Here is a 16,843-nt window from a genome sequence, read left to right as displayed (position 1 = left end):
CGCTACAGGGCGGTCGGCAGGATGCGCCACAGGTGCGGCCGGTCGGTGGCGGTGCGCAGGGCGTGCAGTACGGCCGGGTGCGGTGCGGCGTGGAGCAGCGGGTGGTCCGCCTCGCCGGCGGCGGTGTCCGGGGTGAAGGCCAGCCGTTCCCCGGCCAGGGAGAACCGGGCGTCGACGCCGGGCTTGTTCCCGCGCGGGTCCTGCCGGTGCCAGGCGCCGTTGAACCGTACGGCGACCAGTCCGTGCACGACGTGACCGGCTCCGTCGTCGTGCAGCAGCCGCTGGTAGCAGAGCGCGGTGGGGATGTCCTCGGCCCGCAGCAGCGCGGCCAGGGCGTGGGCCTTGGCGTGGCAGATGCCGGTGCGCCGCTCCAGGACGTCGGAGGCCCGCCAGGTGACGCGCAGGTCGCCCGAGTCCTGCGAGTGCGGCACGGCGTCCCGGACGAACTCGAACGCGAGTCGCGCATACGCATACGAGTCCTCCGCGTCCTGGGCGAGGCGCGCGGCCGTCTCGCGGACCAACGGGTGCTCGTGGTCGATCACCTCGTCGGCGGCGAGATAGGCGGACAGGTCGGGGGTTTCCTGGATCAGCTCCATGCCCGCAGAGCATAGGAAAGCGATCACCCCAGGTCAATAGTTTTCCGGGTGACCGCATACCTATGCATCACTGTCCGTCTGCCGCGCTACCGGGCCATCTCCTCCTTGAGCGCCGCCACGAACGCGTCCACGTCGTCCTCGGTGGTGTCGAAGGCGCACATCCAGCGGACGTCGCCGGCCGCCTCGTCCCAGAAGTAGAAGCGAAACCGCTTCTGCAGGCGTTCACTCACGTCGTGCGGCAGCCGGGCGAAGACGGCGTTGGCCTGCACCGGGTGGAGGATCTCCACGCCGTGCACGGCGCGCACGCCCTCGGCCAGGCGCTGGGCCATCTCGTTGGAGTGCCGGGCGTTGCGCAGCCACAGGTCCTTGGCGAGCAGCGCCTCCAACTGCACGGAGACGAAGCGCATCTTGGAGGCGAGCTGCATGGACAGCTTGCGCAGGTGCGGCATGTGGCGCACGGCGTCCTGGTTGACGACGACCACCGCCTCGCCGAACAGGGCGCCGTTCTTGGTGCCGCCCAGCGAGAGGATGTCGACGCCGACCGCGTTGGTGAAGGTCCGCATGGGGACGTCGAGGGAGGCGGCGGCGTTGGCGATCCGGGAGCCGTCCAGGTGCACGGTCATGCCGTGCGCGTGGGCGTGGTCGCAGATCGCGCGGATCTCGTCGGGTGTGTAGAGGGTGCCGAGTTCGGTGCTCTGGGTGATCGAGACGACCTGGGGCATGGCCCGGTGCTCGTCGTCCCAGCCGTACGCCTGACGGTCGATCAGCTCGGGGGTGAGCTTGCCGTCGGGGGTGGGGACGGTGAGCAGCTTGAGGCCTCCCATGCGTTCCGGGGCGCCGCCCTCGTCGACGTTGATGTGCGCGCTCTCGGCGCAGATGACCGCGCCCCAGCGGTCGGTGACCGCCTGGAGCGCGACGACGTTGGCGCCGGTGCCGTTGAAGACCGGGAACGCCTCGGCCGTGGGCCCGAAGTGCCCGCGGATCAGCCGTTGGAGGTTCTCCGTGTACGCGTCCTCGCCGTACGCGACCTGGTGGCCGCCGTTGGCCAGGGCCAGGGCGGCGAGCACCTCCGGGTGGGCCCCGGCGTAGTTGTCACTGGCGAAACCGCGTTCCTCGGGGTCGTGATGGCGACGCGCGTCGGTCTTCGGGGGGTTCACGGCTTCTCGGTCAGCCACAGACGGTTTCCGTTCACTTCCGCGGCGGGCTTCTCCCAGACTCCGGCGACCGCCTCGGCCAGGTCCTTGACGTCCGTGAAGCCCGCGAACTTCGCGTTCGGGCGCTCGGCGCGCATCGCGTCGTGCACCAACGCCTTCACCACCAGGATCGCAGCCGCCGACGTCGGCCCCTGCTCGCCCCCCGCCTTGCGGAAGTAGTCGGCCATGGCGAGCGTCCACGCCTCGGCGGCGGCCTTGGCGGCGGAGTACGCGGCGTTGCCCGCGGTCGGCTTCGACGCGCCGGCCGCGCTGATCAGGACGTACCGGCCGCGGTCGCTGCGCTGGAGGCCCTCGTGGAAGGCGAGGGAGGTGTGCTGGACGGTGCGGACGAGGAGCTTCTCCAGCAGGTCCCAGTCGCCGAGGTCCGTCTTGGTGAAGGTCTGGCTGCCGCGCCAGCCGCCCACCAGGTGGACCAAGCCGTCGACGCGGCCGTACTCCTTCTCGATCCCGTCGGCCCAGGCGCGGGCGGCGTCCAGGTCGAGCAGGTCGACGGTCTCGCCGGTGACGGTGGCGCCGCCGTGCGCGTAGCGCGCCGCGTCCACCGCCTCCGCCAGCTTCTCCGGGTCGTTGTCCGAGCCGACGACCGTCGCCCCGGCCTCGGCGACCCGCAGCAGCACGGCCCGTCCCGCGGGACCGCCCGCGCCGGCCACCGCGATCACCGCGCCGTCGAGCGTCCCGTTGCCCTTGGACCCCATGGTCCTCGCCTCCCGAGCCTTGTTCCCGTTGCCGGTGCCGGTGCCGTCGCTCACGCGGCGGCCCGCTCCGCGCCGTCCGCACGGATGCCCCGGGTCGACGCGATCACGTTCTTGAGTTTCTTGGACAGGGCCTCGTAGAACATGCTCAGCGGAAACTCGTCCGGAAGCACGTCGTCCACGAGTTTGCGCGGCGGCAGGGTCAGGTCGAGGGCGTCGGGTCCCTTGGCCCACTTGGAGCCCGGGTGCGGGGCGAGGTAGGTGGAGACCAGCTCGTAGCCGGCGAACCAGTGGACGAGTTTGGGGCGGTCGATGCCGTCGCGGTAGAGGGTCTCGATCTCCGCGCACAGCTGGTTGGTGACCTGGGGGGCGCGCTCCCAGTCGATGGAGAGGCGGTTGTCGGTCCAGCGGACGACGTCGTGCTTGTGCAGGTAGGCGAAGAGGAGCTGGCCGCCGAGCCCGTCGTAGTTGCGGACGCGTTCACCGGTGACCGGGAAGCGGAACATGCGGTCGAAGAGGACCGCGACCTGTACGTCCCGGGCCTGCGGTACGCCTTCGCCCGCGAGCTTCACGGCCTCCTTGAAGGCGGTGAGGTCGCAGCGCAGCTCCTCCAGGCCGTACATCCAGAACGGCTGGCGCTGCTTGATCATGAACGGGTCGAAGGGCAGGTCGCCGTGGCTGTGGGTGCGGTCGTGGACCATGTCCCAGAGCACGAACGCCTCCTGGCAGCGCTGCTGGTCGTGGACCATCGCGGCGACGTCCTCGGGCAGTTCCAGGCCCAGCACGTCGACGGCGGCGGCGGTGACGCGGCGGAAGCGGGCGGCCTCGCGGTCGCAGAAGATGCCGCCCCAGGTGAAGCGCTCGGGGGCCTCGCGCACGGCGATGGTCTCCGGGAAGAGGACGGCGGAGTTGGTGTCGTAGCCCGAGGTGAAGTCCTCGAAGGTGATGCCGCAGAACAGCGGGTTGTCGTAGCGGGTGCGCTCCAGCTCGGCCAGCCAGTGGGGCCAGACCATGCGCAGCACGACCGCTTCGAGGTTGCGGTCCGGGTTGCCGTTCTGCGTGTACATCGGGAAGACGACCAGGTGCTGGAGGCCGTCGGCGCGGTGCGCGGCGGGCTGGAAGGCCAGCAGCGAGTCCAGGAAGTCGGGCACCTGGAAGCCGCCCTCGGCCCACCGTCCGAGGTCCTTCACCAGGGCCTCGTGGTAGGCGCGGTCGTGCGGCAGCAGCGGCGACAGCTCCCGTACGGCCTCGGCGACCCGGCGTACGGCGTCCTCGGCGGCGCCGCGCCCGGGGGCGCCCTCGGCGGTGAAGTCGATCGACCCGTCCTTGGACTGCCAGGGGCGGATGCGCTCCACGGCATCCTTGAGCACGGGCCACGCCGGGTGCTCCACCACCCTGTCCGCCGGAGGAAGCCGCTCCTCCGTACCCGCCTGCACAAGAATTTCCGTCATGTTCCATCCTCCACGGGAGAACCTCGCGTAAGGACACCGTATGCATACAAGGTTTCCCTCATCAAGGGGAACCTCGGGAAATTATCCTGCCGCACCCCCGGCTTCACCGCACTTTTTCCTGTGGGTCACCGGGGAGGGGGTGCTCCCCGCCGGGCGGTTAGGCTGCGGGTCCTGTCACCGTCCGACGTCCGACGGAAGCGAGTCGCGTCTTGAACTTTGTCACCATCGGCCACCGCGGCGTCATGGGCGTCGAGCCCGAGAACACCCTGCGGTCCTTCGTCGCCGCCGAGCAGGCGGGGCTCGACGTGATCGAACTGGATCTGCACCTGAGCAAGGACGGCGCCCTCGTCGTCATGCACGACACGGACGTGGACCGCACGACCGACGGCACCGGTCCGATCGCCGGGAAGACCCTCGCCGAGCTGCGCACGCTCGACGCCGGGCGCGGGGAGCGCGTCCCGGTGTTCGAGGAGGTGCTGGACGCCGTGTCGCTGCCGTTGCAGGCGGAGATCAAGGACGTGGCGGCGGCCCGGGCCCTGGCCGAGGTGATCGGCGAGCGGGGGCTGGCCGGGCGGGTGGAGGTGTCCTCGTTCCACGACGAGGCGGTCGCCGAGACGGGCCGGCTGCTGCCGGACGTACGCACGGCTCTCATCGCCAGCCGGTACGGCACCGACATCGTGGAACGCGCCGTCGAGGCCGGTGCCGCGACCGTCTGCCTCAACATCCGCCGGCTCACCCTGGAGACCGTGGAACTGGCCCGCGAGGCGGAGCTGAGGATCATCGGCTGGGTGGTCAACACCCAGGAGCACCTGCGCCTGGCGCGGGCCTTCGCCCTGGACGGCGTGACGACCGACTACCCGGAGATCAAGCGCACCGGCCGCTTCACCGCCTGAACCCTCAGGACAGTTCCTTGACCAGCAGCTCGAAGGCGAGGTCCGCGCGCCGCGGTATGCCGAAGCGCTCGTCGCCGTACGGGAACGGGCTGGTGCGGCCCGTACGGCGGTAGCCGCGCCGCTCGTACCAGGCGATGAGGTCCTCGCGCGCCGTTATCACCGTCATGTGCATCTCGGTCACGCCCCAGTCCGCACGGGCCCGCCGCTCCGCCTCCGCGAGGACCGCCTTGCCGAGGCCGGCGCCCTGGAGGCCGGGGCGGACGGCGAACATCCCGAAGTAGGCGTGCCCGTCCCGGCGCTCCAGCTGGCAGCAGGCGACGATCCGCCCGTCCCGCTCGACCGTCAGCAGCGTGCCCCCGGGCGCCTCGATGACCTCCCGCACGCCCTCGGGATCCGTCCGCTGCCCTTCGAGGAGGTCCGCCTCGGTGGTCCACCCGGCCCGGCTGCTGTCGCCCCGGTACGCCGACTCGATCAGCGCGACGAGCGCGTCGACGTCGGCGGCGGTGGCGGCGCGGAAGGTCAGGTCGGTGACGGGGGCGTCGGCGGTGTCCATGGAGCACGTCTCCCTCGGGTGCGGTGCGGTGCTTGCGATGCGGCGCGGCGCGGCGCGGGCAGCGTCGAGCGTAACGCTGCCGTTAGGCTCCGGACGCATGGTGCATGTACTCAGCAGCCGTATCCTGCTCCGCCCCGTCGACCCGGACCGCTCCCGCGCCTTCTACGGCGAGCGGCTCGGCCTCGCCGTCCACCGGGAGTTCGGCACCGGTCCGGAACGCGGCACCGTCTACTTCCTCGGCGGCGGCTTCCTGGAGGTCTCCGGCCGGGCCGAGGCCCCGGCCGCGCCGGGGCTGCGGATCTGGATGCAGGTGGCGGACGCGGCGGCGGCCCGCGACGAGCTGCGGGCCAAGGGCGTGCCGATCGTGCGGGAGCCGGTGCGCGAGCCGTGGGGCCTGGTGGAGATGTGGATCGAGGACCCGGACGGGACGCGGATCGTCCTGGTGGAGATCCCCGGCGACCATCCGCTGCGTTACCGGCCGGGTATCTGAGACGGTCCGGGCGGGCGGGGCGCCGGGACGTTCCGGATGGTCCGCGCGGGCGGGGCGCGGACGTTCCGGATGGTACGGGCGGGCGGTCGGGCTTAGCGTGCTGGAGGGGGACGCCGGCCGCCGCGGAAGGGACGCCCCACGCCATGCCCGATGCGATCGAGACGGACGCGCCCGTGCCCGGCGGGCCCTGCTGGGCCGAGCTGGGGACCAGTGACGTCGGGGCCGCCCGGCGGTTCTACGCGGGGCTGTTCGGCTGGCGGCCCGAGACGGTGCCGGGCCGGGCGACCGGCGGCTACACGCTGGCGCGCCTCGCGGGCACGCCGGTCGCCGGGCTGGCCCCGCTGTACCGGCCGGAGCAGCCGGTCGGCTGGGACGTGGCCTTCGCCGTGGCCGACGCGGACGCCGCCGCGCGGCGGGTGACGGCGTCCGGTGGCGCGGTCCTGTCCGGCCCGGTGGACGTGACCGACGCGGGCCGTCTGGTGGTGGCGGTGGACCCGGGCGGCGCGGTCTTCCAGCTGTGGCAGGCCGGTGCCTTCGCGGGCGTCGCCCCACCGGGAGTGCCCGGTTCGCTGGGCTGGGCGGAACTGCTCACCCGGGCGCCGGAGCGGGCCGCGGACTTCTACGCGGCGGTCCTCGGCTGGCGGCGGGGCGGCTCGGGCACCTCCAGCGCCTCGGGCGGCTCGGCGCGGTGGAGCGTCGGCGGCACGGAGTTCGGCTCGCTGGTGACCATGGACGACAAGTTCCCGCACGAGGTGCCCGCGCACTGGCTGCCGTACTTCGCCGTGGCGGACGTCGACCGTGCCGCCGCCGACGTCACCGGCGGGCACGGCACCGTCCTGATGCTGCCCACTTCGCCGCCCGACGGCCCGCGCATCGCGGTGCTGCGGGATCCGCAGGGGGCGATGTTCGGGGTGTACGGGGCGGGCGGCGGCCGGGGCTGACGTGCCGCCGGACCCGGTGGTCCCGGGGTCAGGCCCGCGGTGCGCCGAGGCGTCCTTCCAGCTGGACGAGGAGTTCGCCGAGCAGTCCGGCCAGCGTGCCGCGCTCGGGGGTGCCCAGGCCGGACAGGGCGGCGGTCTCGTAGGCGAGCTGCTCGGGGAGGATGCCGTCCACCGTGTCGCGCCCGGCGTCGGTGAGGCGGACGTGGGCGACCCGGCGGTCCCGGGTGTCGCCGCGGCGTTCCACCAGGCCGCGCTCGGAGAGCTGCTTGAGGCGCTTGGTGACGGCGGCGCCGGAGGAGAAGGTCTCGCGGGCCAGTTCCCCGGGGGTCAGCTCGTGTCCCGTGCGGCGCAGCGCGCCGAGGAGGTCGAACTCGGGCCGGGTGAGACCGGCCCGGCGCAGCGGCGCGTCCTCCGCCTGCTGGAGGAGGGCGGCGCAGCGGTTGATGCGGCCGATGATCTCCATCGGGCCGGTGTCCAGGTCGGGGTGGACGGCCTGCCACTGCCGGACGACGCCGGCGACGGTGTCGCCCTGCGCCGGCCCGGTCACCCCACTCGTCCCCGGCCCCGTCACGTCGCCCGCCTTCGAACCAGTCACGCCGGTCACGTCGCCCGCCCCCGCCCCGGTCGAGTCGGTCTTCGCCGGCCCGGTCGTGCCGTCCTTGGTCGCCGAGGGCCGGTCGGTTGCCGTCATGGCTTCGCGTCCTCCGTTGTCGTGCCCGAGTCCTGGTCCGCGCCGGCCGTCCGGCGGCGCACCGTAGCGGCGAGGGTACGGTGTCCGGCCTGCTCGGCGAGCACGACCCTCTCCTGGGGCAGGGCCCGCTGCCACCACTCTCCGGCGGCGGCGTCGGCGGTGGCCCGCAGGTCGGTCAGGGCGGCGGCCAGGGCGCGCCGGGCGGTCTCCAGGGCGGCGGGGTCCGGGCGGGGTGCGGCCAGCAGCCGGGCGGCGTGCTCGCGGGCGCGGTCGGCGGCGGTCACGGCTTCCTCGACCCGGGAGGCCGCGCGCCGGTTGGTGACGGCCACCGCGGCCAGGAGACCGACCACGGCGCCGACCACGGTGTCCAGTACGCGTTCGGTGATCAGTTCTCCGGGGTCCTGGTAGCGGGCGAACTCGCTGATGAGCAGCGCCATGGGGGTGACGCAGACGGTGCCGAGCCAGTAGTTGCGGCTGATGAACGCCTCCGCGCCGAAGGCGCAGGCGAGGCAGAACACCACGAGGAACGCCTGGTGGAGGTGGGCGACCGGGGCGACGACGGCGAACAGCAGCACCCCGGCGAGGTTGCCGACGACGCGCTGGACGGTCCGGCTCCAGGTGAGGGTCAGGTTCGCCTGGTAGAGCGCCGCGGCCGTGACCAGGGCCCAGTAGGGGCGGCCGACGCCGATCGCGAGGGAGGCCCAGCCCGCCAGGGCGCAGCCGAGCGCGGTGCGCGCCGCGAGGGGGGCGAGCGAGCCGGCCCGGTGCCACAGGGAGCGGGGGCCGGCGGTCAGTTCGGCCTCGACGCCGAGCAGTTCCTCGGTGTCGGCGGCGCTGTCCCCGGTGCGCGGGACGCGGCCGGTGCCGCGCAGGTCGCGGGCCCAGCCGCGCAGCCGTTCCGGGTCGGTGTCGGCGGGCGCGGCGAGCGCGACCTCGGCGCGGACGACGAGGCGTTCCAGGGCGCGGCGGGTGGCCGCGCGGGCACCGGACGCCGGTACGGCGAGCAGGGCCTGCCAGGCGGCCTGGACGGCGGCGTACCCGGCTGCGCGGGCCCCGGCGTGGCCGTCGCCGGTGCCGCGGGTGTCGGCGTACGCGGCGGCGGCGTGCAGGGCCGCCGCGGTGGCGCGGCGCTCCGGACCGTGCGGGCGGACCAGGCCGGGGGCCATGCCGACGATCCAGGCCCAGGCGCCCGCGGCGAGGGCGAGGCCGAGGTGGCCGGGGACCTGGCCGAGGGTCTGCGGGACGAACAGGGCGGCGGAGCTGATGAAGGTGAGGACGACGTTGCCCGGCGGGCCGACGCGGGTGGCGTCGCACAGCGTCTTCTGCGCGGCGGCCAGCAGGGCGCCGACGGCCACCAGCACGACGGCGTCGTCGGTGAGCGACGCGGTGACCAGGGCGACGGCGAGGCCGCCGACCATGCCGAGGATCACCCACACCAGGGCGCGGGCGCGGGCGGCGTAGGGGCGGTTGTGGGCGTACAGCGCGCACATGGACCCGGCCATCGTGTACATGGCCAGGTCGAGCCGGCCGAGCGCCAGCAGGGTGAGGTTGGGCGGGGCGAGCGAGGCGACGACGCTGAGCGCGGGCTTGAACCAGATGTCGGAGGGGCGGCGCGGACGCAGCGCGGCGGCCAGGGGGAGGCGGCGGGTGCGGGTGGGGCCGGAGGTGGGGGTCGCACTGCTCATACACATACTTTAGCAGGTGTTTTACCTGTAAAAGATTACGTCCGGGCTCAGCCCCCTCCCGTGCCGCGCTCCCGTGAATGCCCCTCCGATGCCTCCTTGCGCTCGCGTGCGCGCCGCGCGCTCCGGGCATCCCTTGACCGACAGGCGAGCGAGGGAGGGGCGCGTGCACGGACCGGTGTCCTCCGGCTGGCTGCTGGTCGCGCTGTGCGCGGCGACCGGCGCCTACTGCCTGCTGCGGATGCGCAGCGATGTCGAGGAGCAGCGCCGCGCCGCGGGCGGCGAGGCGCTGATGGGGTTCGGCATGGCCGCCATGGCCGTGCCGGCGGCCGTGGTCACCCAGCCGGCGTGGGCCTGGCCGGTCTACGCGGCGGTGTTCGGCGCGGCCGGGCTGCGCGCCCTGTGGGCCGCCCGGAGCGGCCGCCACCACCTCCACCACCTGGTCGGCGCCGGGGCGATGGTCTACATGTCGCTGGTGATGGCCGCCTCCCCCGGGCACGGTCACGGCCACGGCGGTTCCGGCGTACCCCTGCTCACCGGCGCCCTGCTGCTCTACTTCGCCGGGTACGTCCTGCTGGCCGGGGTCCGTCTGGTGCCGGTGCCCGCGGTGGCCGGCGCCGCGGGCGGCGGGTGGGGCGACCGGCCGGAGCTGGCCCGCGCGTGCCGGCTGTCGATGGGGATCGCGATGCTGGCGATGCTGGCCATGCTCTGAACGCGCGCCGCGGGTACGGCGGGCGGCCCTCCTGGGGCCGCGAGCACCGGAATTGGCCCCCCGGCCTCCGGTTCGGCGAGGATCTCACCATGCAGACGCCGCACCTGAACTCCCCGCCCCGTCCACCGCGGCCCCGCACCGCGCTCGGTACCGCCGCCCGCGCCGCCTGGGTCTTGGCGGTGTGCTCGGCGCTGCTGCTCGTCCTGGTCGCCGCCGAGTGGCGCCCGCTGATCGACCTGGACACCGCCGTCTCCCGCACCACGCACCGCTGGGCGGTCGAGGAGACCGGTGTCACGCAGACCTTCCGCGTCCTGACCGACTGGGTCTGGGACCCGTGGACGATGCGCCTGCTGTGCGCGGTGGCCGTGCTGTGGCTGGGTCTGCGGCAGGACGCCTGGTGGACGGCGCTGTGGCTGGCGGCGACGTGCGTGCTGGCCGCGCTGGTGCAGCAGGTGCTGAAGGCCTCGGTGGGCCGGGCGCGTCCGGTCTGGCCCGACCCCGTGGACAGCGCCCACTACGCGGCCTTCCCGTCGGGCCACGCCATGACCGCCACCGTGGTGTGCGGCCTGCTGCTGTGGCTGCTGCACCACTACGCCGCCGCCCGCGCCGCGCGCCTGGCCGCGACGGCCGTGGCCGTGGTCTCGGTGGCCGGCGTCGGCCTGACCCGGGTCTGGCTGGGCGTCCACTGGACCACGGACGTCGTCGCCGGCTGGCTCATGGGCGCCCTGACGGTGTGTCTGGCGGTGTCGGTCCACCGTCGCCGGCGGCCCGGGCCGGCAGCGGGCCGGACCGCCCCCTCGCCCCGGGAGTCCCCCGCCTCGTAGGATCCCGGCATGACAGCGGTGCTCTTCGACTTCTCCGGCACCCTCTTCCGCGTCGAGTCCTGTGAGGCGTGGCTGCGCGCGGTGCTCGCCGAGGCCCGGATCCACCTGCCCGAGGCGGAGGTGACGCGCACCGCGCGGGCGCTGGAGGAGGCGGGCGCGCTGCCGGGCGGGGCGCCGCCCGCACGGGTGCCGGACGAGCTGGCCACCGTGTGGGAGACCCGGGACGAGACGCCGGAACTGCACCGCGCGGCGTACACGGGGCTGTCCCGCCGGGTACCGCTGCCCGACCCCGCGCTGCACGAGGCGCTGTACGAGCGGCACATGACGCCGGCCGCGTGGCGTCCCTACCCCGACGCCGCCGAGGTGCTGCGCACCCTGCGGGAGCGCGGGATCCCGGTCGGCGTGGTCAGCAACATCGGCTGGGACCCGCGCCCGGTCTTCCGCGCGCACGGGCTGGACCCTTACGTGGACACCTACGTGCTGTCCTACGAACACGGCCTCCGCAAACCGGACCCCGCCCTGTTCGCCACGGCCTGCGCGGCCCTGGGCGCCGACCCCGCGCGCACCCTGATGGTCGGCGACGACCGCCGCGCGGACGGCGGCGCGGCGGCCCTCGGCTGCGGGGTGCACTTCGTCGACCACCTGCCGGTGCGCGAACGGCCCGACGGACTGCGGCCGGTGCTCGACCTCGTTCCCTGACGGGCCGCCCGGGCCTCTCGACACCCACCGCCGACCTTGGACGATCCCCCGCGTCGCCCAAGGTGGCGGTGGCCGGACGCGCCCGTGGCGGCGCGGGTCCGGTAGCGCTGAGTATAGTTGGCCGGCAGCCAGTCAACGCAGGAGTTACAGCATGTCCCCGCGGAGCGCCTCGGTCAACGAAGAGTTACGCCGGCGCTCGCAGGAGCGGTTGCTCCAGGCGGCGGTGGAGCTGGTCGGCGAACACGGTTACGACGCCACCACCTTGGGCGACATCGCCGACCGGGCGGGGGCGGCGCGGGGACTGATCTCGTACTACTTCCCCGGCAAGCGCCGGCTCGTGCAGTCCGCCGTGCACCGGCTGATGCACCGCACGCTGGAGGAGGCGCTGGAGCGGGAGCCCTGCTCCGGTGACGGACGGGAGCGGATGGCGCGGGCCATCGACGCGGTCCTGGGCCTGGCCCGGGACCGGCCGGTGCTGATGCGCCAGCACATGGCGGGCCTGCTGCACGCCGAGGGGTTCGTGCCGTGCCCGGAGCAGCGGCGGCTGGCCGAACTGCTGCGGGACACCGTCGCCCGGCACGGCTCGTCCGATGTGGACCGGGACTACCCACTGCTGCGGGCCCTGCTCATGGGCGCCGTCTACGCCGCGCTGATGCCGGGGGCGCCGATGCCGGTGCCGGTGCTGCGCGCCGAACTCTTCGCGCGCTACCGGCTGGAGTGGGACATGGGTGTCCCGCCGGACACCAAGGCGTCCGGCGGGAGACGCGACACGGACACGGACACGGACCTGTCGCGCTTCTTCGCCACCGCGCCGGCCCCCGAGGACCGGCCGGAGGGTCAGTCGAAGTAGTCCGGCTGCGTCTGGACGTTCAGCTCGTCCAGGCGGACGCGCTTGGCCGCGTCCGTGCGCCGGTCGCTGAGCTTGAGCACGTCGAAGCCCTTGGCGATGTCGTTCGAGTAGATGTAGCCGTTGTAGTAGTACGCCGACCAGGAGCCGCCGGTGACCATCGTGTCGGTGGACAGCGGGCCGCGCTCGAACCAGGCGATCTCCTTCGGCTTCGAGGAGTCGGTGAAGTCCCAGACGGAGACGCCGCCCTGGTACCACGCCTGGACCATCAGGTCCTTGCCCTTGACCGGGATCAGCGAGCCGTTGTGGGCCACGCAGTTCTCCGTGTCGGCCTGGTGACGCGGGATCTTGAAGTAGCTGCGGAAGACGAGCTTGCTCTTCTCGCCCTTGCCGACGATGTCGTAGATGCCGTCGGCGCCGCGGTTCGGGCCGATCTCCGCGTTGCAGGTGGCCGCGCCGCCGCCGCCCAGCTCGTCGGTGAAGACGACCTTCTTCGCGGTCTGGTTGAAGGTCGCCGAGTGCCAGAACGCGAAGTTGACGTTGTCCTGGACGCGGTCGATGACCTTCGGGTGCTCCGGGTCCTTGATGGAGAACAGGATGCCGTCGCCCATGCAGGCGCCCGCCGCCAGGTCCTTGGAGGGCAGCACGGTGATGTCGTGGCAGCCGGTGGTCTTGGAGACGCCGGGGTTGGTGGGCGCGCCCGGGTTGCCGCCGCCGTCGGGGCCCTCACCGGGGAACAGCACCGGGAAGCCGACGACCGCCGCCTTCTCGGGGGCGCTGCGCGGCACCTTGATGACCGAGATGCCGTCGTGCGGCGGCTGGCAGTCGGGGTACGACGCGCTCGGCGAGTACGAGGAGACATAGATGTAGACGTTGCGGCGCTCGGGCACGATCGTGTGGGTGTGCGAGCCGCAGGCGGTCTCGACGGCGGCGACGTACTTCGGGTTGCGCACGTCGCTGATGTCGAAGACCTTCATGCCCTCCCAGGAGGACTTCTCGGTCACCGGCTGGGTGGTGCTGTTGCAACTGTCGTCGCTGCGCGAGGAGTCGGTCGACAGGAACAGCAGGTCACCGGAGACGGAGATGTCGTTCTGCGAGCCGGGGCAGAGCACCTGGGAGACGGTCTTCGGCTTCTTCGGGTTGCTGATGTCGAAGACGCGGAAGCCGTCGTAGTTGCCGGCGAAGGCGTACTTGCCCTGGAAGGCCAGGTCCGAGTTGGTGCCCGGCAGCACGTCCTTGGGGATGTTGACGAGGTGCTCGATGTTGTCCGAGTGGACGATCTCGTCCTGGGCGGGTATCTCGCCGCTCGCGATCGCCTCGGTCGCCTCGGCCCGCGCGCTCTTGGACACCTCCTTCGACGCGGCCGGACCGTCCCCGGGGTCGGGGGTCGCCGCCGCTGGCGAGGCGGTGAGCAGCGCGGCCAGCAGTCCGGCGGCAGCCGTGGCAACTCCCAGGCGTCTGCGCCGTGTTCTCGGGTCGTTCGACAGGATCACTGCTTCCTCCCTGGTTCCGTTCGCGTTCGAACGGTGCGTCCATCCCGCAGTATCGTCTTCGACATGCTCATACCAACAGGGGGCAACAGACTCGTAATGAAGTTTTCCGATCAGCGGTGTGCGGAAGCGTGCTAGGACGGTCAGGACACTCACGAGGTGTCCCCCCGCCCCGGCTGCCCCAGGAGGTCGTTGTGCCCTTCCGTCCCGTGTCCCGTGCCTCGCTCGTCGCGGCCTCGCTGACCGCCCTGGCCGTACTGGGGCTCGGGGCCTGCGACTCCGGCGACTCCGGCGGGGACACCGGCTCGGCCGCCTCCTCCGGTCCCTCGGTGATCGCGCCCGGCGGACCGGGCGAGGCCAATCGCACGCTGTCCGCCCAGGACGCCGAGGAGCAGCGCGCCGACGACGACTCGCCCAACTCGGCCGATGTCGACTACGCCCGGATGATGATCCAGCATCACGCCCAGGCGCTGGTGATGACCGAGCTGGTGCCCGAGCGCGCCGCGTCGGAGAAGGTGACGCGCCTCGCCGAGCGGATCGCCGCGTCGCAGGAGCCGGAGATCGGCGCCATGCGGGGCTGGCTGACGGAGCACGGCGAGAAGGAGACGGAGACGGGCGGCGCGCACGACCACGCCGCGATGCCGGGCATGGCGACCGACGCGCAGCTGAAGCAGTTGCGCGCGGCGCGGGGGAAGGCGTTCGACCAGCTCTTCCTGACACTGATGATCACCCATCACCAGGGGGCGATCACCATGGCGACGGACGTGAAGGCGCAGGGCAACAACGTCCGGATCGAGGAGATGGCCGACGACGTGGTCGCCCAGCAGACGAGCGAGATCTCCCGGATGCGGGACATGCTGTGACGCGTACGAGAGCGACCGGGGCCGCGGGACGGGCGGGTGGCGGCTGCCGGGCGGGGGCCGGTCAGCGGCGGGCCCGGCGCGGTGCCAGCAGGCCCGCGTCCCGGGCCTGGCCGATCAGCCGCAGCGATCCGCGCCTGCTCAGTCCGGTAGCGGCCATCACCGCCAGGACGGGGTCGCCGCCCCGCTCCTGAGCGGCCCGGTACTCCCGTGCCGCCAACCGCCGCCCTTCCTGGCCCCGCGGACAGCCGGGCCGGGCGTGCCGTACGGCGGACGGGGTGCCGTCCGCGCGGCCGGCGCCGCACGCCTCGGCGAGGGGTTCCTCCAGCCACTCGCCGAGCACCGTCAGGTCGTCGAGGCAGAGCGCCGGCCGGGCCTGCACGTCCTCCAGGCAGACGCCGTCCGGGGACACCACCGCCAGGGCCTCGATCCGGGCGCCGTCGGCGAACACCAGCAGGACGTCGTACCAGGAGGCGGTGGCGCCGTCCTCGCACACGTTCCACGCGTGCCGTACGGAGATCTCGCCGTCGTCCGGGCAGCGGTCGGAGAGCCGGAGGGAACGATGAACGCGCGATGCTTCGGGCACCTACGGAACGTAACCGCGCAGCCCATCCCTGACGTGCCGGACACGCGTCGAGCACCCCGCGCGGCACCCTGTCAGCGGACCGCGAGCGGTGCGCGTGCGGACTGGCTCCGCCCGTGCACCCTCACGCCATGGGCGCCAGCAGGCCCAGGGCGCGCAGGCTCTCGGCGGTCTCCACGATGGTCGTCTCGGCGGGGCGCGGGGTCCAGCCCAGCTCCGTGCGCGCCCGGTCGTTGTGGATGACCGGGCGCCGCGGCTCCTCCCCCGGGGCCTCCCGGGTGGGGACGCGCGCGGCCCAGCCGCCGAGCCGCCGGCGCAGCGTCCCGGCCACGTCCAGGAAGCTCATCGTGGGCCCGTCGGCCAGCGCGAGGAACCGCCGCCCCGCCGCGCCGGGCGCCGCCATCGCGCGCAGGTGCAGATCGGCGACGTCACGGACGTCGGCGACACCGAAGTACTGGCGGGGCAGCACGCTCAGCGTCCCGTCGAGCATCGACTTGACGAGCTGGGCCGACATGCCCAGGTCGGTGGTGAGGGTGGGCCCGAGGATGAACGTCGGGTTGACGACGACCAGTTCGAGGCCGCCACCCTCGCGCTCCACCAGGTCCCAGGCGGCCCGCTCGGCGATCGCCTTGGAGCGCGGGTAGGGCGCGAGGCCGGGGGTGTCGGGGTCGGTCCAGTCGTCCTCGGTGTAGTCGGCGTCCGGCTTGGGGGTGTAGCCGATCGCCGCGAAGGACGAGGTGAGGACGGTGCGCCGGGCGCCGGCATCACGCGCGGCCCGCAGCACCCGCAGGACGCCCTCGCGGGCGGGGACGATCAGTTCGTCGGGGTCCTCGGGCTGGGTGGCCGGGATGGGCGAGGCGACGTGGTGGACCTCGTCGCAGCCGGCCAGCGCCGCGGGCCAGCCGTCGTCGGCCATCAGGTCCGCGGCGACGACCTCCAGGCCGGCGTCGTCGGCGCCGCCGCGGCGCACCGCCGCGCGCAGGCCGGCCTCGCGGGCGGCCGTCGAGCGGACCGTGGCCCGCACCTCCCGGCCCTCCCGCAGCAACGCGGCGATCAGCTGCGTCGCCAGATAGCCGGACCCGCCGGTGACCAGTACCTTGCTCATCGCTCCACCTCCAGGCGGCCTGCCGCCGCCCTCACTCGTCGGGTCGCCTCGGCCTCGGCGGCGGCGTCGCCGCGCTCCCGGGCGTCCCACATCGCCGCCTTCTCCCGCAGGTAGGTGAGGCGGACCCGCTGTGCGGCCAGCTCGCGTTCGACCCGTTCGGCGTGCCGCAGCAGCAGATCGCGCTGCTCGGCCGCCGCCGCCCGGCCGCGGGCCCGGTTGGCCATGTACGCGCGCATGTCCTCGATGCCGACGCCGACGGCCCGCAGGCAGGCCAGCATGTCCAGCACATCGAGGTCCTCGGGGCGGTAGCGCCGGTGTCCGCTGCTCCCGTCCCGGTCCACCGGACCGATCAGGCCCACGTCCTCGTAGTAGCGCAGCGTCGGCTCGCTCAGTCCGCTGCGTCGGGATACGTCCCGAATGGTGAAGGTTGTTGCCATGGGACGAGCAGAACACACTTCAAGCGCTTGAGGTCAAGCGTGGGCTCGCGGTGCCCGGCGGGGCGGACACGCGGCGGCAACAG

19 protein-coding genes are annotated in these 16,843 nt (G+C 73.5%); 8 read left to right on the top strand and 11 right to left on the bottom strand.

Going from position 1 to position 16,843, the window contains the following annotated elements; translation table 11 throughout:
• Positions 1-2: 2 nt before the first annotated feature.
• The 4 genes from ACIQR3_RS27820 to ACIQR3_RS27805 form a co-directional block, all read right to left on the bottom strand.
• Positions 3-596 carry a transglutaminase domain-containing protein gene (locus ACIQR3_RS27820; protein ID WP_403543378.1) on the bottom strand — a complete coding sequence of 198 codons (594 nt, stop codon included), beginning with the start codon at positions 594-596 and terminating at the stop codon, positions 3-5.
• 86 nt (positions 597-682) lie between these two features.
• Positions 683-1,753 (bottom strand): threonine aldolase family protein, encoded by a 1,071-nt coding sequence (locus ACIQR3_RS27815; RefSeq protein WP_403543377.1) that lies wholly within the window; start codon positions 1,751-1,753, stop codon positions 683-685.
• Entirely contained in the window at positions 1,750-2,505 is a 756-nt protein-coding gene (locus tag ACIQR3_RS27810) for an SDR family NAD(P)-dependent oxidoreductase (protein ID WP_403543407.1), read from the bottom strand. Before ACIQR3_RS27810 ends, ACIQR3_RS27815 begins: the two co-directional genes overlap by 4 nt.
• 50 nt (positions 2,506-2,555) lie before the next feature.
• Positions 2,556-3,953, bottom strand: a complete 1,398-nt coding sequence (locus ACIQR3_RS27805; protein ID WP_403543376.1) for a DUF6421 family protein — start codon at positions 3,951-3,953, stop codon at positions 2,556-2,558.
• A gap of 209 nt (positions 3,954-4,162) precedes the next feature.
• On the opposite strand from ACIQR3_RS27805, the gene ACIQR3_RS27800 reads away from it, so the two are divergent.
• Positions 4,163-4,846 (top strand): glycerophosphodiester phosphodiesterase, encoded by a 684-nt coding sequence (locus tag ACIQR3_RS27800; RefSeq protein WP_403543375.1) that lies wholly within the window; start codon positions 4,163-4,165, stop codon positions 4,844-4,846.
• Between the two features lie 4 nt (positions 4,847-4,850).
• On the opposite strand, the gene ACIQR3_RS27795 is transcribed toward ACIQR3_RS27800, so the two are convergent.
• A complete protein-coding gene (locus tag ACIQR3_RS27795) occupies positions 4,851-5,399 on the bottom strand; it encodes a GNAT family N-acetyltransferase (RefSeq protein ID WP_403543374.1) in 549 nt (182 codons plus the stop codon).
• A 97-nt stretch (positions 5,400-5,496) separates the two neighbouring features.
• Here ACIQR3_RS27795 and ACIQR3_RS27790 point away from each other — a divergent pair, with 97 nt between their 5' ends.
• Positions 5,497-5,889: a VOC family protein gene (locus tag ACIQR3_RS27790; RefSeq protein ID WP_215171665.1), complete on the top strand. Its 393-nt coding sequence runs from the start codon at positions 5,497-5,499 to the stop codon at positions 5,887-5,889.
• Between the two features lie 155 nt (positions 5,890-6,044).
• Positions 6,045-6,830 carry a VOC family protein gene (locus ACIQR3_RS27785; protein WP_403543406.1) on the top strand — a complete coding sequence of 262 codons (786 nt, stop codon included), beginning with the start codon at positions 6,045-6,047 and terminating at the stop codon, positions 6,828-6,830.
• Between the two features lie 28 nt (positions 6,831-6,858).
• On the opposite strand, the gene ACIQR3_RS27780 is transcribed toward ACIQR3_RS27785, so the two are convergent.
• Both ACIQR3_RS27780 and ACIQR3_RS27775 read right to left on the bottom strand, forming a co-directional pair.
• Positions 6,859-7,521: a MarR family winged helix-turn-helix transcriptional regulator gene (locus ACIQR3_RS27780; protein WP_403543373.1), complete on the bottom strand. Its 663-nt coding sequence runs from the start codon at positions 7,519-7,521 to the stop codon at positions 6,859-6,861.
• Entirely contained in the window at positions 7,518-9,206 is a 1,689-nt protein-coding gene (locus ACIQR3_RS27775; RefSeq protein ID WP_403543372.1) for an FUSC family protein, read from the bottom strand. Before ACIQR3_RS27775 ends, ACIQR3_RS27780 begins: the two co-directional genes overlap by 4 nt.
• Before the next feature lie 163 nt (positions 9,207-9,369).
• On the opposite strand from ACIQR3_RS27775, the gene ACIQR3_RS27770 reads away from it, so the two are divergent.
• The 4 genes from ACIQR3_RS27770 to ACIQR3_RS27755 all read left to right on the top strand — a co-directional run bounded on the left by ACIQR3_RS27770 (position 9,370) and on the right by ACIQR3_RS27755 (position 12,288).
• The gene (locus tag ACIQR3_RS27770; protein ID WP_403543371.1) at positions 9,370-9,915 is read left to right on the top strand and encodes a DUF5134 domain-containing protein; all 546 of its coding nucleotides are present in this window, start codon (positions 9,370-9,372) and stop codon (positions 9,913-9,915) included.
• An 89-nt stretch (positions 9,916-10,004) separates the two neighbouring features.
• Positions 10,005-10,739 (top strand): phosphatase PAP2 family protein, encoded by a 735-nt coding sequence (locus ACIQR3_RS27765; protein ID WP_403543370.1) that lies wholly within the window; start codon positions 10,005-10,007, stop codon positions 10,737-10,739.
• Positions 10,740-10,748: 9 nt separating this feature from the next.
• Positions 10,749-11,438 (top strand): HAD family hydrolase, encoded by a 690-nt coding sequence (locus tag ACIQR3_RS27760; RefSeq protein ID WP_403543369.1) that lies wholly within the window; start codon positions 10,749-10,751, stop codon positions 11,436-11,438.
• A 151-nt stretch (positions 11,439-11,589) separates the two neighbouring features.
• Positions 11,590-12,288: a TetR/AcrR family transcriptional regulator gene (locus tag ACIQR3_RS27755; RefSeq protein WP_403543368.1), complete on the top strand. Its 699-nt coding sequence runs from the start codon at positions 11,590-11,592 to the stop codon at positions 12,286-12,288.
• Here ACIQR3_RS27755 and ACIQR3_RS27750 read toward each other — a convergent pair.
• Complete coding sequence (locus tag ACIQR3_RS27750; protein WP_403543367.1) at positions 12,276-13,778, bottom strand: LVIVD repeat-containing protein; 1,503 nt, start codon at positions 13,776-13,778, stop codon at positions 12,276-12,278. The two genes, ACIQR3_RS27755 and ACIQR3_RS27750, sit on opposite strands and share 13 nt — an antisense overlap.
• 191 nt (positions 13,779-13,969) lie before the next feature.
• Between ACIQR3_RS27750 and ACIQR3_RS27745 the strand changes: the two genes are divergently transcribed.
• The gene (locus ACIQR3_RS27745) at positions 13,970-14,638 is read left to right on the top strand and encodes a DUF305 domain-containing protein (RefSeq protein WP_403543366.1); all 669 of its coding nucleotides are present in this window, start codon (positions 13,970-13,972) and stop codon (positions 14,636-14,638) included.
• A 61-nt stretch (positions 14,639-14,699) separates the two neighbouring features.
• Here ACIQR3_RS27745 and ACIQR3_RS27740 read toward each other — a convergent pair whose 3' ends face one another.
• The 3 genes from ACIQR3_RS27740 to ACIQR3_RS27730 form a co-directional block, all read right to left on the bottom strand.
• The gene (locus ACIQR3_RS27740) at positions 14,700-15,155 is read right to left on the bottom strand and encodes a DUF6214 family protein (protein WP_403543405.1); all 456 of its coding nucleotides are present in this window, start codon (positions 15,153-15,155) and stop codon (positions 14,700-14,702) included.
• Between the two features lie 187 nt (positions 15,156-15,342).
• The gene (locus tag ACIQR3_RS27735) at positions 15,343-16,323 is read right to left on the bottom strand and encodes an NAD-dependent epimerase/dehydratase family protein (protein WP_403543365.1); all 981 of its coding nucleotides are present in this window, start codon (positions 16,321-16,323) and stop codon (positions 15,343-15,345) included.
• Positions 16,320-16,760 (bottom strand): MerR family transcriptional regulator, encoded by a 441-nt coding sequence (locus ACIQR3_RS27730; protein ID WP_403543364.1) that lies wholly within the window; start codon positions 16,758-16,760, stop codon positions 16,320-16,322. The genes ACIQR3_RS27735 and ACIQR3_RS27730 overlap by 4 nt, the downstream gene beginning before the upstream one ends.
• Between the last annotated feature and the right edge of the window lie 83 nt (positions 16,761-16,843).

It is taken from the genome of Streptomyces sp. NPDC090994 (assembly GCF_044768905.1).
Lineage (GTDB): Bacteria > Actinomycetota > Actinomycetes > Streptomycetales > Streptomycetaceae > Streptomyces.
The sequence above is the reverse complement of the archived record's forward strand: the minus strand, read 5'-3'. Positions and strand labels throughout refer to the sequence as shown.

What these genes read in the sequence shown, in the direction of transcription:
- ACIQR3_RS27790 (WP_215171665.1), top strand. Translation starts at nt 5,497, where the DNA reads ATGGTGCATGTACTCAGCAGCCGTATCCTGCTCCGCCCCGTCGACCCG.
- ACIQR3_RS27760 (WP_403543369.1), top strand. Translation starts at nt 10,749, where the DNA reads ATGACAGCGGTGCTCTTCGACTTCTCCGGCACCCTCTTCCGCGTCGAG.
- ACIQR3_RS27820 (WP_403543378.1), bottom strand. Translation starts at nt 596, where the DNA reads ATGGAGCTGATCCAGGAAACCCCCGACCTGTCCGCCTATCTCGCCGCC.
- ACIQR3_RS27810 (WP_403543407.1), bottom strand. Translation starts at nt 2,505, where the DNA reads ATGGGGTCCAAGGGCAACGGGACGCTCGACGGCGCGGTGATCGCGGTG.
- ACIQR3_RS27795 (WP_403543374.1), bottom strand. Translation starts at nt 5,399, where the DNA reads ATGGACACCGCCGACGCCCCCGTCACCGACCTGACCTTCCGCGCCGCC.
- ACIQR3_RS27805 (WP_403543376.1), bottom strand. Translation starts at nt 3,953, where the DNA reads ATGACGGAAATTCTTGTGCAGGCGGGTACGGAGGAGCGGCTTCCTCCG.
- ACIQR3_RS27730 (WP_403543364.1), bottom strand. Translation starts at nt 16,760, where the DNA reads ATGGCAACAACCTTCACCATTCGGGACGTATCCCGACGCAGCGGACTG.
- ACIQR3_RS27780 (WP_403543373.1), bottom strand. Translation starts at nt 7,521, where the DNA reads ATGACGGCAACCGACCGGCCCTCGGCGACCAAGGACGGCACGACCGGG.
- ACIQR3_RS27775 (WP_403543372.1), bottom strand. Translation starts at nt 9,206, where the DNA reads ATGAGCAGTGCGACCCCCACCTCCGGCCCCACCCGCACCCGCCGCCTC.
- ACIQR3_RS27765 (WP_403543370.1), top strand. Translation starts at nt 10,005, where the DNA reads ATGCAGACGCCGCACCTGAACTCCCCGCCCCGTCCACCGCGGCCCCGC.
- ACIQR3_RS27735 (WP_403543365.1), bottom strand. Translation starts at nt 16,323, where the DNA reads ATGAGCAAGGTACTGGTCACCGGCGGGTCCGGCTATCTGGCGACGCAG.
- ACIQR3_RS27755 (WP_403543368.1), top strand. Translation starts at nt 11,590, where the DNA reads ATGTCCCCGCGGAGCGCCTCGGTCAACGAAGAGTTACGCCGGCGCTCG.